This window comes from Reichenbachiella carrageenanivorans, assembly GCF_025639805.1.
Classification (GTDB): Bacteria; Bacteroidota; Bacteroidia; order Cytophagales; family Cyclobacteriaceae; genus Reichenbachiella; species Reichenbachiella carrageenanivorans.
In genome coordinates this window covers 753,313-766,111 of the sequence record NZ_CP106735.1, presented here as the reverse complement: position 1 = coordinate 766,111, position 12,799 = coordinate 753,313, and the positions used below count along the sequence as shown (strand labels likewise).

Genomic DNA, 12,799 nt, shown 5'->3' with positions numbered 1-12,799 from the left:
TTGGCTACTAGAAATGGAGGAGTATTGTGTAATCTTCTAATTTCATTTTTCTCACTATTCTCAATAGCTTAGCGATCTGCTGTATGTAGCCTATCAAAAAAGTAATAACCCATGGATAAACAAGGAAGTTTTAAGTCGCTGATACCACTGATGGTATTTATATTTTCATTTCTAGGAATTGGTATCTTATTGGACGACTTCTATGCACTGCCCGCGCCTATCGCGGTGATTTTAGGAATCATGGTAGCGTTTATTCTATTTAGTGATAGCTTGGAGGAAAAAACCAAGCAGCTGGTAGAAGGTTGTGGAGATTCCAAGGTGATGACCATGGGCATCATCTATTTACTAGCTGGTGCATTTGCTACGGTGTCGAAGCAAATGGGTGCAGTGGACTCGGTGGTCAATTTTGGGTTGGACTTTATCTCTGTACAATACTTACCAGTAGGCGTGTTTTTGGTAGCTAGTTTTTTGTCAGTAGCTACTGGTACATCGGTAGGGTCTATCGTGGCACTTGGTCCTATCGTGGTGGGACTGGCTGATCGGTCGGGCACTTCTCTGGCGCTGATGTCGGCTACCTTGCTAGGAGGAGCCATGTTTGGTGACAACTTGTCGATCATCTCTGATACGACCATCGCGGCTACGCAGTCGCTGGGTGTGAAAATGAAAGATAAATTTCGAGCCAATATTTATATCGCATTGCCAGCTGCTATTGTCACGGTTTCAATTTTACTGATTTTTGGATTGACCAAAGACCTTACTGCAGTACAAACATTGACCGAAACGGCCGATTATGAATTGGTGAAGATTATCCCTTACCTCTTGGTGATCGTGCTGGCGGTGATGGGTGTACCTGTTTTTCATGTTCTGATTATTGGTATTATTGTGAGCGGGCTGATGGGGATGTCTTTCGATAGTTTTAGTCTCTTAGGATTTGCCAAGACTACTTACAAAGGATTTGAAGGTATGACAGAAGTCTTTCTTCTTGCCATATTCAGTGGAGGGCTGGCAGCTATGACGGCTCGTGATGGCGGTATCAATTATACCTTGCGGAAAGTGAAAGAATGGGTTAAGGGTAAAAAATCAGCTCAATTTGGACTGGGGGCACTGATAGGAATCACCAATTTGGCTATAGCTAACAATACGGTGACACTACTCATCACAGGAGATATTTCCAAAGAAATTAGCGAAAGCTATGGTGTAGACAAACGAAAAACTGCCGCACTGATCGATACGTTTTCTTGTATTGTGCAAGGTTTGCTCCCTTATGGTGCTCAGGTTTTGATTTTACTTCGATTTACGGATGGGCGATTAAATTTTTTCGACTTGGCTGGCCATGTATGGTATTTGTATCTTTTGTTGGTTTTTGCTGTATTGGCCATTGTGATCAAACCTTGGGATAAGAAGATATCGGCGATGGCTGAATAAAATAATACGATGAATATAAGACGTGCAAGAGCAGAAGAGGCTCAACAAATCATTGATTTTCAAATAGACATGGCTCGGGAGACTGAAGACGTGACCTTGGATAGAAGCATCATAACTCCTGGAGTGAGGGCCGTGTTTGACGACGAGTCGAAGGGCTGGTATTTTGTAGCAGAGCTAGACGGGCAGATCGCGGGTAGTTTGCTTATCACCTTTGAGTGGAGTGATTGGCGCAATGGTATGATACTCTGGATTCAGTCGGTTTTTGTGGCAAAAGAATTTAGAGGAAGGGGCGTTTATCGTGCGCTCTATGAGCATATTCAGACATTGGTAAATAGCTCTGATAACTATGTGGGTATACGGCTATACGTGGACAAAACCAATACGAATGCTCTTCAGGTGTATGAAAAACTAGGTATGGATAGTCAGCACTATGGTATGTGTGAGTGGATCAAGTGACTTTGGAACAATTCTTTGTAAATTTATGTTTAGGCATCAGTTGCGGTTTTAACTGTGGCAGTGTTTAAGACTCAAACTAACAAGACTATGAAAAACTACCGAAAATATATTTGGATATGCCTACTTGTCTTTTGGGGGTGTAGTGTAGTGACCGAGGATGGAGAGATTGGTACCGAGGCATTTACCTTCGACGATAGCTTTCCAGCGAGTGCTATCGATGCTTATACCTATCTGCTTGGTGGAGCCAGTCGCACTTGGATTACGGTGGCTTTTACCATAGATGGAGTAAATGGTGTGCAGAAATGTCGGCTAGATGATCAGATTGTTTTGAAAGATGATCAAACTTATGCCTACGACGGTGGCAATACCCTCTGTGGAGCAGAGGATGATCAAAAGACTAAATCTGGCACTTGGCTGCTAGAGACCAGTACCAGAACATTGACCTTTGATGAAGGAACAGATCGAGAATCCCAATTCTTTATAGAAAGTCTGACCGATAAAGAGATTGTAGTAAGCTCACATTACTACAGTTGGAAAGTGATGGGCAAATTCGCCCACGAATAAAAAGCCATTACATGAAAAAAATACTTTTACTCTGCCTAAACTTATTGGCTTTGGGGCAGCTCATGGCTCAAAATAGCCTACAACAATACACGCCGTCTGTCCTGCTGAGCAAGGGACAAATGGAGTTGAAGCTGTTTAATAATTTTTATACACAAACTCAGGTAAGGGATGAGTTTGGCAATGCGGTGGAACTGGGACAGCGCCAGTCTTTTCTCAACAATCAATTTAGGTATCTCTATGGTTTGTCGGAGGCTTCAAGGTTTAATGTGGGAATGGAAATGAATCTCACTACTGCTTGGTATGGAGGAGAATCTAGTGGTTTGCTTTTTACTTCTATCGGGCCTACTGTCAAGTTTGTCCCTCTTGCTAATCACGGAAACTTTAGTGTGCAGAGTACTTTTTTGATTCCACTGAATGGGGATGAACTAGAGAAACCTGTATTCATCAATCACAACCGTTATACTTGGTGGACGCAGTTTTTCTACGATCATAAAATCAACGAACAATGGAGCTTGTTTTTGGAAGCAGATCTGCTTTTTAGGTTCAAGGCAGACGAGCAGCAAAACAATTTCTTTAGAGTGCCACTGAGTGCTATTGTTAGTTGTTTTCCTACTCCTAAACTTACGCTGTATGCCAATGCTCAGTACGCTTCAGCCTATGGCAAACTGACCGACAATATAGAATTTGGTCGTACACGTTGGTATACGCAGCTTGGCTTCGGTACTAAATACCTGATTCGAAATAATTTAGAGTTGGAATTGTCTTACGCCAATTTTCTATGGTCGAAGCGCGATGGCGCGGGGCAAGCTTTCAACTTCGGGATCAGAATTTTGAGGTAATCGATTCGGTGATCACTTCGTAGATTTTGGCTAGCTTAGGCTTCTCTTTGAGTAAATTCAGATGCTTCTTTATCGTTTCTACATCTCCTCTTTTGGCTGGCCCAGTGAGTGCTTCATCTGGGTGAGTATCCCATGCATTTTGTATGGTTTGAGTCAGTAGGGGCTTTAGCATGCTTGTAGGCAGTTGGGTGCCTGTTAATATTTCTTCTGAGGCGGCGATCATTCGATTGGTGAAGTTGCTCGCAAATACGGCTGCCACATGCAGGAGCTGTCGTTCGGATTCACTGGCCGCTTGCACTTGCGTACTGATTGATCTAGCCAATGTATCAAGAATGTCTTGCGCTTCTATACTATTTGATTCGGTAAGTATGGGCACCTGGTCAAAATCTATCAGTTGGTCAGCTCCGAATGTCATGAGTGGATAGAGTATGCCATGCGGTCGTGCAGTAGTTGCCAAGGTATTGATGCTCACAGTACCCGAGGTGTGCAACAAGATGGCTTTTTCTGGTAGTTTTATTTCCTCTGCTACTTGCTGGATGGCATCGTCCTTTACGGAAATGATGAATACTTGTGAGCTGCTTTTGGTAAAATCCAACGACTGTGTGGCTTGCTTGGCGGCTACTGCTTGAGCTAGTTTTTTGGCATGCGAGAGCTGCCGACTGTAGACCTCCTGGATGATGACGCCATGCGATACCAAGGTATGGGCTAAGCTAGTGGCGACTTTGCCAGAACCGATAAGAGTAACTTTGATATTTGAAATGGAGTTCATGCTAATATGGGAAGAAGGCTTTGTCAAGCGAATTTATAGAAATTGACGCATTCTTTTGATTGGGATCATATCCCAAGTTTTTTGTACGCCTCTTACGCTTTGATTCTAAATTTATAAGTGCAGTATGTTTATTTCTTGCATAGGAAAATTGAAACCCAGCCTTTTGCTGGTAGGGTAGATGAGGTGCTTTCAGTCCATGGAGATTTGAATTAGTATATACTTTAAGTATATTTGTTTGATAAACAAAGAATCCCGATGAAAAATCTATCACTCAAACTGGAAGAGGATATTTTCGACGATACAGAATTTATTCTTTCAGAAATTAACAAAAAAAGGAACAAATACATCAACGAAGCGGTGGCCTTCTACAACAAGCTCTACAAGCGCAAGCTTATGCGTAGTCGCTTAGTGGTGGAGTCGGCGGCGGCTTATGGCGGCTCGATGGAGGTGCTCAGCGAGTTTGAGGCTTTGGAGGATGACTTGGACTTTTTAGACTGAGCATGAAAAGATTTGAAGTTTGGCTGGCTAATCTAAACCCTCAAAGAAGTGCCGAAATAGGGAAAGTACGCCCGGTACTCATCGTACAGTCCAACCTTTTGAGCGACGTAGGGCATCCATCTACGCTGATATGCCCGATTACTACGAACGTGAACGCCGATCTCAAAATACTGCGTGTGGCATTGGCCATAGGAGAAGGAGGATTGGATAGGCCGTCTGATGTGATCATCGATCAGCTCCGAGCGGTAGACAACAAGAGACTCATTACCCGAAAGGGAAAAATAGCGACAGAATCAATTAAAAAAGTAAAGCACAACATCAATGTTGTGCTGGATTTAGATTGGTAGAAATAAAAAAAGCCTTGAAGATCATGGAGACCTTCAAGGCTTTTGAAGTTTTTTAAAGAGAGGTTTTCTCTTATTGCTCCTTCTTCTTGTTGAGGTCAATTACTATCGGAGTAGCAATGAACAAAGAAGAATAAGTACCGATCAAAATACCTACGATCAGCGCGAATGAGAAGCCTTTCAGCACAGCCCCACCAAAGATGAACAAGACCACAACTACGATCAAAGTAGTGAGAGAAGTAATCATCGTTCTGTTCATGGTACTGTTGAGCGATTCGTTGAATACATCTTTCATTTCGCTGTTGGTTCTGATGGCGAGGTTTTCTCTGATTCTATCAAATACAACTACGGTATCGTTGATCGAGTAACCAATGATGGTCAGCATTGCAGCGATGAATACTTGATCTACTTCGAACGAGAATCCGAGCAAGTTGGCAATAGCAAAGGCAGACAATACGAATAAAGTATCGTGGAAAAGTGCGATGATCGCACCCAGTCCAAATTGCCATTTTCTAAACCTTACTAAGATGTACAAGAAGATCACGATCAATGCGAATACTACTGATTCGGTAGAGGCATTTTTGATGTCGTCAGCTATGGTAGCGCCCACTTTAGAAGAGCTCACTATAGTGAAATTGCCTTCAGCAGCTTTGGTGTCGTCTTGCACGTATGATAAGCTCGTAAACTCAGATACACCACTTACCAAGGCTTCTTTTACTTGAGCATCTGCTTGATCAGACTCGTCGTTGATCATGTAACTGGTCGTTACTTTCAATACATTGTTAGAGCCGTAAGTTTTTACTTCCACGCCCTGATTGTCGAACGAAGAACCCAAAGCTACTTTTAATGCAGAAGATTCTACGGGCTGATCAAAAGCCACTACATAAGATCTACCCCCTGTAAAGTCTACTCCATAAGTCAACCCTTTTGCGATTATTGCAATAAGTCCAATGGCGATAAAAGCAGAGGAGAATAGGTAGGCAAATTTTCTTTTAGAAATGAAGTCGAAGTTCATTCCTGCAAGAGCATTTTTAGATAGACCTGTAGTAAACGAAATTTTACTATTATCTCCTTTTTTGCTCATCCACTCTACGATCACTCTTGTGATAAATACTGCAGAGAAGAAAGAACAAGCTATACCGACCATTAAAGTGATCGCAAATCCTTTTACTGGGCCTTGCCCCAAAGTATAAAGGATGATACCTACCAAGAAAGTAGTCACGTTAGCATCTACAATAGAAGAGTAAGCTTTGCCATATCCAGAAGAGATGGCTTGTCTCAGGCCTGCTCCATTTTTCAATTCTTCTTTGATTCTTTCGAAAATTAGCACGTTCGCATCGATAGACATACCGATTGTCAATACGATACCGGCGATACCAGGCAGTGTCAAAGCTGCACTCAACTGAGCTAAAATACCCAAGATGAAGAATACATTGAAGAACAAAGCGAGGTTAGCAATCATACCACCGCCAGAATAATAAGCGATCATGAAGAGGATCACAATCGCCAAACCAGCGAAAATAGATAACATCCCTTGATCTTGAGCAACCTTACCCAAGGTAGGCCCGATCACTACATCTTCTACAATAGTAGTGGGAGCAGGAAGGCTACCTGCTTTCAGGATGTTAGCCAAATCTTTGGCTTCTTCTAAGGTGAAGTTACCGGTGATTTGCGAGCTTCCGTTAGGGATTTCTCCTTGTACATTTGGAGCAGAGTACACGTAGTTGTCTAGTACGATGGCTATTCTTCTGTTCGTGTTTTCACCCGTCAATTTTTTCCACTTTTTCGCACCAGTCGCATTCATGTTCATGCTGATGGCTGGTTGTGTTCTTTGATCTAGATCCTGACGAGCATCTACAATTACCTCACCGCTCAATGGCGCCTTGCCACCACGGCTAGACTTGATTGCATACAATTCTAAGAATTCGTCTGTGCTCAATTCGTCCTGACTCTTGATTGGTTTTACCAACCACATGAATTTGATAGTCGCAGGGATTACTTGCTGAACTTTAGCGTTTTTCAACATTCTGTTGACTTGTGCGGTGTCTTTCAAATCGTACACCAAGCCATATTGTGCTTTCAATAAGCTAAACAATGGTGATACTTGTGAGTTGAAAGTAGAGTCTACAGCTGTGCTATCGCTGGCTAGTTGTGATTCTAGGTCATCTGCATTCAACGAATCCACTTCGCTGTCGTCAGACAATAGGTCTCCCAAGTCTTCTGATTCAGTGCTTTCTGCTTCTTCTCCAGAAATTTCTGGTAGTTCGGCTTTCATTTCTTTCACCATCACATCGTTCATTGCTTGAAGTGTTGGGAAAATTTCTTGCATATCGTATACTTCCCAAAACTCAAGCTTAGCTACTCCTTGTAGGAGCCTTCTTACTCGCTCTGGATTGTCTACACCTGGGAGTTCGATTTGGATCCTTCCAGTACCTTGCAATCTTTGAATGTTAGGTTGTGAAGTACCGAATCTGTCAATTCTAGTTCTTAAGATATTGAATGATCTTTCGATCGCTCCATCTACCTCCGTGTTGATCAAGTCCAAGACTTCTTCGTCAGAAGTGCTGAGGCTGATTCTTCCTCTATTGGCTGCTGTAGCGAATACACTTGCTAGAGATTTGTCTGGAGATAATTCTTTGTACGCATTGTAAAATTCATTTACAAAATCTAGCTGCGTGCCTTTCACTCTTTCTTTGGCCATATCCAAGGCTTTCAAGAAATTAGGATCGGTGCTGTTGCCGCTGATGCCTTTTACGATCTCTACTGGAGAGACTTCTAAGGTTACATGCATGCCGCCCTGAAGGTCAAGCCCAAGGTTCAATTCTGTTTCTTTAATTTCCTTATAGGTGAAATCCACACCAAAAAGATTATATACTGGCTCGTTCCATACAGAATCGAGGTATTGTTGTTTCTTTTGGTAGTCTGTGGTATTGTCCACAGTAGCTGCATCTATTGCTTGTTGGTTTACTCGCTGTGCCACAAAAGTGAACGACAGATAATAAACACAAAGTATGGAGACTACAATCGTGAGTAGTACTACTCCGCCTTTATTTTTCATTTGTATAAATGTTTAAAAAAGTAATTACTGAATAAGGTTTTTATTGAGTGTAGGCTGTGAGTGGCCTAGTAGTAGTTGTCCAACGGACAAGAGGAGGCGCTTAGGGAGCGTTTGGGGCAATAATAATATTGAAAAGCACCTTAAGGAGCTTTTCGGGTAGCTGCACAGCCATCCGTATTCTTTGATTGGCTTTTGGCGTCTCTGCAGTAGGCAGATCTTCTAGCACAAAGTCCAAAGGAGAGAAATGAATCTGAGCAGTAGGTGCGATGGCTTCTAGCGTAGATATCTGCGCATCATTAGGATTCTCCTTTTGGCTATCCTTTTGCTGATCAGTGTCTTTACCTAGTTTGCAAACAACTTCACAGTCTACATAGGCCTTTAGTATGGGCTGGGCTACTATACCCAATCCAGCTATCATCCCTATGATTAGGATGAGCGTTTTGTACTTCGCTATGTTTGTGATCATGTTCATCAAGCCCACAAAAGTATATAAATATTAATTAGATGGAAGAACCGTACAAATATTTAGTTTTGAACTTATGGAAAATCCACTGGTATCGGTCATCTGTCTGTGCTATAATCAGGCAAGGTTTGTAAAAGAAGCTTTGGATGCTGTAGCGAATCAGACCTATGCTCAGGTTCAATTGATCGTGGTAGATGATGCCAGTACAGATCATAGTCGGGAGGTGATCGCCGAATGGCTCACCAATAGGCCGGAGATTGTATTCATAGATTTACGTCAAAATTTGGGCAATACACAAGCGTTCAATCAGGGGTTGGCATTAGCCAAAGGAAAGTATGTGATAGACTTGGCTGGTGATGATGTGCTGACGTTAGATAGGATTGAAAAGCAGGTGGCTTTTTTTGAGCAGCAAGAGGAGCGTGTCGGTGTGATTTATTCCGATGCCTTATATATAGATGAGTCTGGGAAGGAGCTGTATCGCCATTTTTATAATACTGGTATGATAGCTTACGAGGGGAATGTTTATGAAAAACTGATTGATACGTATTTTGTGCCCACACCTACCATGATGATACGAAAAAGGGTGTTAGATGAATTGGGCGGGTATGATGAAAATCTCGCTTATGAAGATTTTGATTTTTGGGTGAGGTCTTCTAGAAATTGGCTTTATGCTTATCAGGCAGAAATGCTTACATACGTACGGCTTCTGCGCTACTCTCAATCGACTTCGTTTTATCAAAAGGGTGATTCTAAAGTAGGCTCTACACTTATCGTCTGTCAAAAAGCTCAGCGACTCAACCAAAGCGAATCTGAAAATGCCGCATTGATTAATCGCTTGAGATACGAAATCAGACATGCTTTTTTAGCTGGCAAAAATATAGAACTACAAGGTTTTTTTCAGCTCTGGGCTGAGCTGGCAAAAATTCCGATGACTTATATGATTTTGAAGAGAGTCGGGGTATTTGGTCTGAATTTCAATTGGCTCAAAAAGCCCATTCAGAGATTGATGAATTGATTCACCTCCTGTTGTCATCTCCCATTAGCATACTTAGATAGCTGTCGTATCTGCTTTGCGAAATCTCGCCTGCCTCGTAGGCAGCTGCTATTGCACAGCCTGGCTCGTGGGTATGGGTGCAGTTGTTGAATTTGCACTGACCCAGCAGCTGTCTCAACTCAGGAAAGTAGTGGCTGAGTTCGTCTTTTTCGATCTCTGCTAGTCCTAGTTCTTTGATGCCGGGCGTATCTATGATGTAGGAGTTCTCGGCTACTTTGAACCTTTCGGCAAAGGTAGTGGTGTGAGTGCCTTTTTCAGAAAAGTCCGAAATTTCACTAGTCTTTTGTTCGGCTTCGGGAATGAGTTGATTTACTACTGTGGACTTGCCCACTCCAGAATGACCAGAAATCAAAGTGGTTTGGTTGTGCAAAATTTCTTTCAAAGCAGCGATATCTTTAGGATTGAGCGCTGATATAAACCCCGTTTGGTATCCGAGCACCTCATATTCCTTCATTTTTTCCTTCAGCCCTGCTAGTTCTTCGGCAGAGAGGAGGTCTATTTTGTTGCACAAAATCATAGCGGGAATCCTAAAGGCTTCGGCCGTTACCAGAAATCGGTCAATAAAGCCTAAAGAGGTTCTGGGATTGGCTACTGTAGCGATCACGATGGCTAGGTCTATATTGCTGGCAATGATGTGCCCATGCCCCTTTTTCTTGGGAGAAGTACGGATAATATAGTTTTCGCGAGGAAGAATTTCTGATATGATCCAAGCTTCGGCATTGCCTTCATCTTCTAGTAAGGTGACTTTGTCGCCAACCGCCACAGGATTGGATATTTTCTTGTTTTCAAGTTTAAACTTGCCCTTGAGGCGACAGTTGTAGCTTTCGCCGTCTGCACCCTCGACCAAGTACCACAACCCCATCGATTTTGTTACCGTTCCTTGCATTTGTTTATTTTGGAGGGGCTAAAATAAAAAAGTCCTCCATCAAGGAGGACTTTTCTTAAGTATATAATACGGTTTCTTTAGTGCTTAGACAAATAATCAGCTACTCCTTCTCTAGTGGCTTGCATAGCGTCTTTGCCTTCTTCCCAGTTGGCAGGGCATACTTCGCCGTGCTTCTCTACGTACTGAAGTGCATCTACCAATCTGATCATTTCGTCGATGTTTCTACCTAATGGAAGATCGTTGATGGTTTCTTGTCTTACTGTACCTTCTTTGTCGATCAAGAAAGTACCTCTAAAAGCGATAGGCAATCCTTTGAATGCGAGCTGACCTTCTTCGTCGTAATCCCAATCTCCAGCCAATACACCGTAGTTGTGAGCAATTGTCTTGCTAGTATCAGCTACCAATGGATAAGTTACACCAGAGATACCGCCTTTGTTCTTGTCTGTCATCAACCAAGCCAAGTGCGTTTCTTCAGTATCCGTAGATGCGCCTACTACTGCTACGCCTCTTTTTTCGAATTCAGCCAATTTTTCTTGGAAAGCCAAGATTTCTGTTGGGCATACGAATGTAAAATCCTTTGGGTAGAAGAAGAAGATTACTTCTTTTTTACCTAAGTATTGATCCAATGAAAATGATTCTACTATTTCTTCGCCGTTGATTACCGCTGGGGCTTCAAACAAGGGTGCTTTTTTTCCTACTAATGACATAATTATGTATGAATGTTTATGATTTAACTATTTTAACACTTCAAAATTAGTGTTTCAAAAACGGTAGAAGAAAGTATTAAATCAATTTTCTTTATCGGTCGATAGAATAGTTTTTTTCCTAGACAGAAACCCCTCATTCAACTAAGAAAAAGCCTTTCTTTGTGTAATTGTTTGAATTAGACTTATTTTTAAACCTCGAATTAAAAACTGAAAATTATGAGATTCAACTTTACTAAATCAATACTTACTATTTGTCTTGGAATAGTATGCTCGGCCAATTCTAACCTACTGGCGCAAACGAATCAGGCCATTCCAGATCCTGAGTCTCTAGACCTTGGTCTGTTTCTTTATGGTGGAGAAGAGGCTGCTAGCGAATTGATGGGCAACTACCTCAATCCTGTTTTTGTAGGTTTCGGATATGGTACTGCCAATGGGTGGTACAATACTGCGAAAACACACAAACCATTAGGTTTTGATCTTACGGCTACAGTGAGCTTGGCTAAAGCGCCAAGTAGCGAATTGTTTTTCGATTTCCTAAGTGCTGGAGATACTAATAATGGTGGAATTAGAACCGCTTCTCAGAATACGGAATCATTGCCAACCGTTTTTGGAGATGATTCACAAGTGCTGTTAGAATCGAGCCTGACCGCACCAAGTGTGTCGGGACAAACAGAAACAGCTACAGCTCAATTTTATGCGCCTCCAGGGCTAAACTTGAGCGATGACGTAAACGGTTACGTACCTATGCCAATGATTCAGCTTGGATTGGGCTTGATCAAAAACACGGATTTGAAAGTGAGATGGATGCCAACGCAGGAAAGCGAAGAAGATGGTTACAAGGTGAGCATGTTTGGGTTGGGCTTGATGCATGATTTTAAGCAGTGGATCCCAGGGCTTAAGCACATTCCGATAGATATGTCCATTTTGGTGGGCTACAATAGAATCAATACCACGTTGGATTTAGAAAATGGATTGATAGATGGGGAAGATCAGGTAGGAGAAATAGGAATCAACTCTTGGACTTACCAAGTACTGGTGTCTAAGAAACTTTCGATTTTGACTTTGTACGGCGGATTCGGTTACAACAATTCTTCGTCTTCACTAGATATCAAAGGTACGTACCTAATAGAGGGAGAGGATAATAATGGTACTACTGTTACTATTCCTTTGGAAGATCCTGTGTCAGAAACTTATGTAAGTAATGGTTTTAGAGGTACGGCAGGTCTACGATTGAAATTTGCTATTATTACTTTGCATGCAGACTATACTTTCCAAGAGTATAACACCATTACTGCAGGTATAGGGCTTAGCATCAGGTAATAAAATACAAAACAATATAAAAACGAAAAGCCCCGATTGTGATCTCGGGGCTTTTCATTTTTGATAAAAATGTTAAACAGGTGTATGAATAAAATTTGTGTTATGTACTTGTTTATACTAGATACATATACAAAGTAACCACCTGTTGTGATTTTTTTTTAAATTTTTTCTTGAAATAGAAAAAAGCTCTTTTACTCTCTAATTGAGGTTGTGATCACAGAGATATTGTCTGCAGGGATAAGGGCTTCTTTCGTAGAAGCGAAAATATCAGAAGATCTATTCACTTTGCTAGCGAATAAAATCAAGAACAAGAGCGAAAGCTTGAAGATAAAGGACAGTTCTGATTTTACTTTTGTTGACATGCTATTGTGTTATGTTTTGGTTTAGATTTCTCTAAGGTAAAATTATATAATAAT

The 12,799-nt window shown here is 41.7% G+C and carries 14 protein-coding genes; 8 read left to right on the top strand and 6 right to left on the bottom strand.

Features of this window, described 5'->3' with window-relative positions; all coding sequences use genetic code 11:
• Positions 1-111: 111 nt before the first annotated feature.
• From N7E81_RS02895 to N7E81_RS02880, 4 genes are all read left to right on the top strand, one after another.
• Entirely contained in the window at positions 112-1,425 is a 1,314-nt protein-coding gene (locus tag N7E81_RS02895) for a Na+/H+ antiporter NhaC family protein (protein WP_263051782.1), read from the top strand.
• A gap of 9 nt (positions 1,426-1,434) precedes the next feature.
• Complete coding sequence (locus tag N7E81_RS02890) at positions 1,435-1,881, top strand: GNAT family N-acetyltransferase (RefSeq protein ID WP_263051781.1); 447 nt, start codon at positions 1,435-1,437, stop codon at positions 1,879-1,881.
• Between the two features lie 87 nt (positions 1,882-1,968).
• Positions 1,969-2,445 carry a lipocalin-like domain-containing protein gene (locus N7E81_RS02885; protein WP_263051780.1) on the top strand — a complete coding sequence of 159 codons (477 nt, stop codon included), beginning with the start codon at positions 1,969-1,971 and terminating at the stop codon, positions 2,443-2,445.
• Between the two features lie 11 nt (positions 2,446-2,456).
• Positions 2,457-3,284: a transporter gene (locus N7E81_RS02880; protein ID WP_263051779.1), complete on the top strand. Its 828-nt coding sequence runs from the start codon at positions 2,457-2,459 to the stop codon at positions 3,282-3,284.
• Here N7E81_RS02880 and N7E81_RS02875 read toward each other — a convergent pair.
• A complete protein-coding gene (locus N7E81_RS02875; RefSeq protein WP_263051778.1) occupies positions 3,268-4,053 on the bottom strand; it encodes a Rossmann-like and DUF2520 domain-containing protein in 786 nt (261 codons plus the stop codon). The genes N7E81_RS02880 and N7E81_RS02875 overlap by 17 nt on opposite strands.
• A gap of 255 nt (positions 4,054-4,308) precedes the next feature.
• Between N7E81_RS02875 and N7E81_RS02870 the strand changes: the two genes are divergently transcribed.
• Both N7E81_RS02870 and N7E81_RS02865 read left to right on the top strand, forming a co-directional pair.
• Positions 4,309-4,551 carry a hypothetical protein gene (locus tag N7E81_RS02870; protein WP_263051777.1) on the top strand — a complete coding sequence of 81 codons (243 nt, stop codon included), beginning with the start codon at positions 4,309-4,311 and terminating at the stop codon, positions 4,549-4,551.
• 2 nt (positions 4,552-4,553) lie between these two features.
• The gene (locus N7E81_RS02865; protein WP_263051776.1) at positions 4,554-4,898 is read left to right on the top strand and encodes a type II toxin-antitoxin system PemK/MazF family toxin; all 345 of its coding nucleotides are present in this window, start codon (positions 4,554-4,556) and stop codon (positions 4,896-4,898) included.
• Positions 4,899-4,968: 70 nt separating this feature from the next.
• Here N7E81_RS02865 and secDF read toward each other — a convergent pair whose 3' ends face one another.
• Together secDF and N7E81_RS02855 are read right to left on the bottom strand one after the other, a co-directional pair.
• Positions 4,969-7,953 (bottom strand): protein translocase subunit SecDF, encoded by a 2,985-nt coding sequence (gene secDF, locus N7E81_RS02860; protein ID WP_263051775.1) that lies wholly within the window; start codon positions 7,951-7,953, stop codon positions 4,969-4,971.
• A 100-nt stretch (positions 7,954-8,053) separates the two neighbouring features.
• Positions 8,054-8,425 carry a hypothetical protein gene (locus N7E81_RS02855; RefSeq protein WP_263051774.1) on the bottom strand — a complete coding sequence of 124 codons (372 nt, stop codon included), beginning with the start codon at positions 8,423-8,425 and terminating at the stop codon, positions 8,054-8,056.
• Positions 8,426-8,492: 67 nt separating this feature from the next.
• Between N7E81_RS02855 and N7E81_RS02850 the strand changes: the two genes are divergently transcribed.
• Positions 8,493-9,431 carry a glycosyltransferase family 2 protein gene (locus N7E81_RS02850; protein ID WP_263051773.1) on the top strand — a complete coding sequence of 313 codons (939 nt, stop codon included), beginning with the start codon at positions 8,493-8,495 and terminating at the stop codon, positions 9,429-9,431.
• A gap of 1 nt (position 9,432) precedes the next feature.
• Here the strand turns inward: N7E81_RS02850 and rsgA are convergent, their stop codons facing one another.
• Positions 9,433-10,356, bottom strand: coding sequence for a ribosome small subunit-dependent GTPase A (rsgA, locus tag N7E81_RS02845; RefSeq protein ID WP_263051772.1), 924 nt, complete (start codon positions 10,354-10,356; stop codon positions 9,433-9,435).
• A 77-nt stretch (positions 10,357-10,433) separates the two neighbouring features.
• The gene (locus N7E81_RS02840; RefSeq protein ID WP_263051771.1) at positions 10,434-11,063 is read right to left on the bottom strand and encodes a peroxiredoxin; all 630 of its coding nucleotides are present in this window, start codon (positions 11,061-11,063) and stop codon (positions 10,434-10,436) included.
• A gap of 216 nt (positions 11,064-11,279) precedes the next feature.
• Here N7E81_RS02840 and N7E81_RS02835 point away from each other — a divergent pair, with 216 nt between their 5' ends.
• A complete protein-coding gene (locus N7E81_RS02835; protein WP_263051770.1) occupies positions 11,280-12,383 on the top strand; it encodes a DUF6588 family protein in 1,104 nt (367 codons plus the stop codon).
• Between the two features lie 191 nt (positions 12,384-12,574).
• Here N7E81_RS02835 and N7E81_RS02830 read toward each other — a convergent pair whose 3' ends face one another.
• A complete protein-coding gene (locus N7E81_RS02830; protein WP_263051769.1) occupies positions 12,575-12,745 on the bottom strand; it encodes a hypothetical protein in 171 nt (56 codons plus the stop codon).
• Between the last annotated feature and the right edge of the window lie 54 nt (positions 12,746-12,799).

Coding starts and splice junctions, on each gene's coding strand:
- N7E81_RS02885 (WP_263051780.1), top strand. CDS start 1,969: ATGAAAAACTACCGAAAATATATTTGGATATGCCTACTTGTCTTTTGG.
- N7E81_RS02895 (WP_263051782.1), top strand. CDS start 112: ATGGATAAACAAGGAAGTTTTAAGTCGCTGATACCACTGATGGTATTT.
- N7E81_RS02865 (WP_263051776.1), top strand. CDS start 4,554: ATGAAAAGATTTGAAGTTTGGCTGGCTAATCTAAACCCTCAAAGAAGT.
- N7E81_RS02830 (WP_263051769.1), bottom strand. CDS start 12,745: ATGTCAACAAAAGTAAAATCAGAACTGTCCTTTATCTTCAAGCTTTCG.
- secDF (WP_263051775.1), bottom strand. CDS start 7,953: ATGAAAAATAAAGGCGGAGTAGTACTACTCACGATTGTAGTCTCCATA.
- N7E81_RS02880 (WP_263051779.1), top strand. CDS start 2,457: ATGAAAAAAATACTTTTACTCTGCCTAAACTTATTGGCTTTGGGGCAG.
- N7E81_RS02855 (WP_263051774.1), bottom strand. CDS start 8,425: ATGAACATGATCACAAACATAGCGAAGTACAAAACGCTCATCCTAATC.
- rsgA (WP_263051772.1), bottom strand. CDS start 10,356: ATGCAAGGAACGGTAACAAAATCGATGGGGTTGTGGTACTTGGTCGAG.
- N7E81_RS02875 (WP_263051778.1), bottom strand. CDS start 4,053: ATGAACTCCATTTCAAATATCAAAGTTACTCTTATCGGTTCTGGCAAA.
- N7E81_RS02850 (WP_263051773.1), top strand. CDS start 8,493: ATGGAAAATCCACTGGTATCGGTCATCTGTCTGTGCTATAATCAGGCA.
- N7E81_RS02890 (WP_263051781.1), top strand. CDS start 1,435: ATGAATATAAGACGTGCAAGAGCAGAAGAGGCTCAACAAATCATTGAT.
- N7E81_RS02870 (WP_263051777.1), top strand. CDS start 4,309: ATGAAAAATCTATCACTCAAACTGGAAGAGGATATTTTCGACGATACA.
- N7E81_RS02835 (WP_263051770.1), top strand. CDS start 11,280: ATGAGATTCAACTTTACTAAATCAATACTTACTATTTGTCTTGGAATA.
- N7E81_RS02840 (WP_263051771.1), bottom strand. CDS start 11,063: ATGTCATTAGTAGGAAAAAAAGCACCCTTGTTTGAAGCCCCAGCGGTA.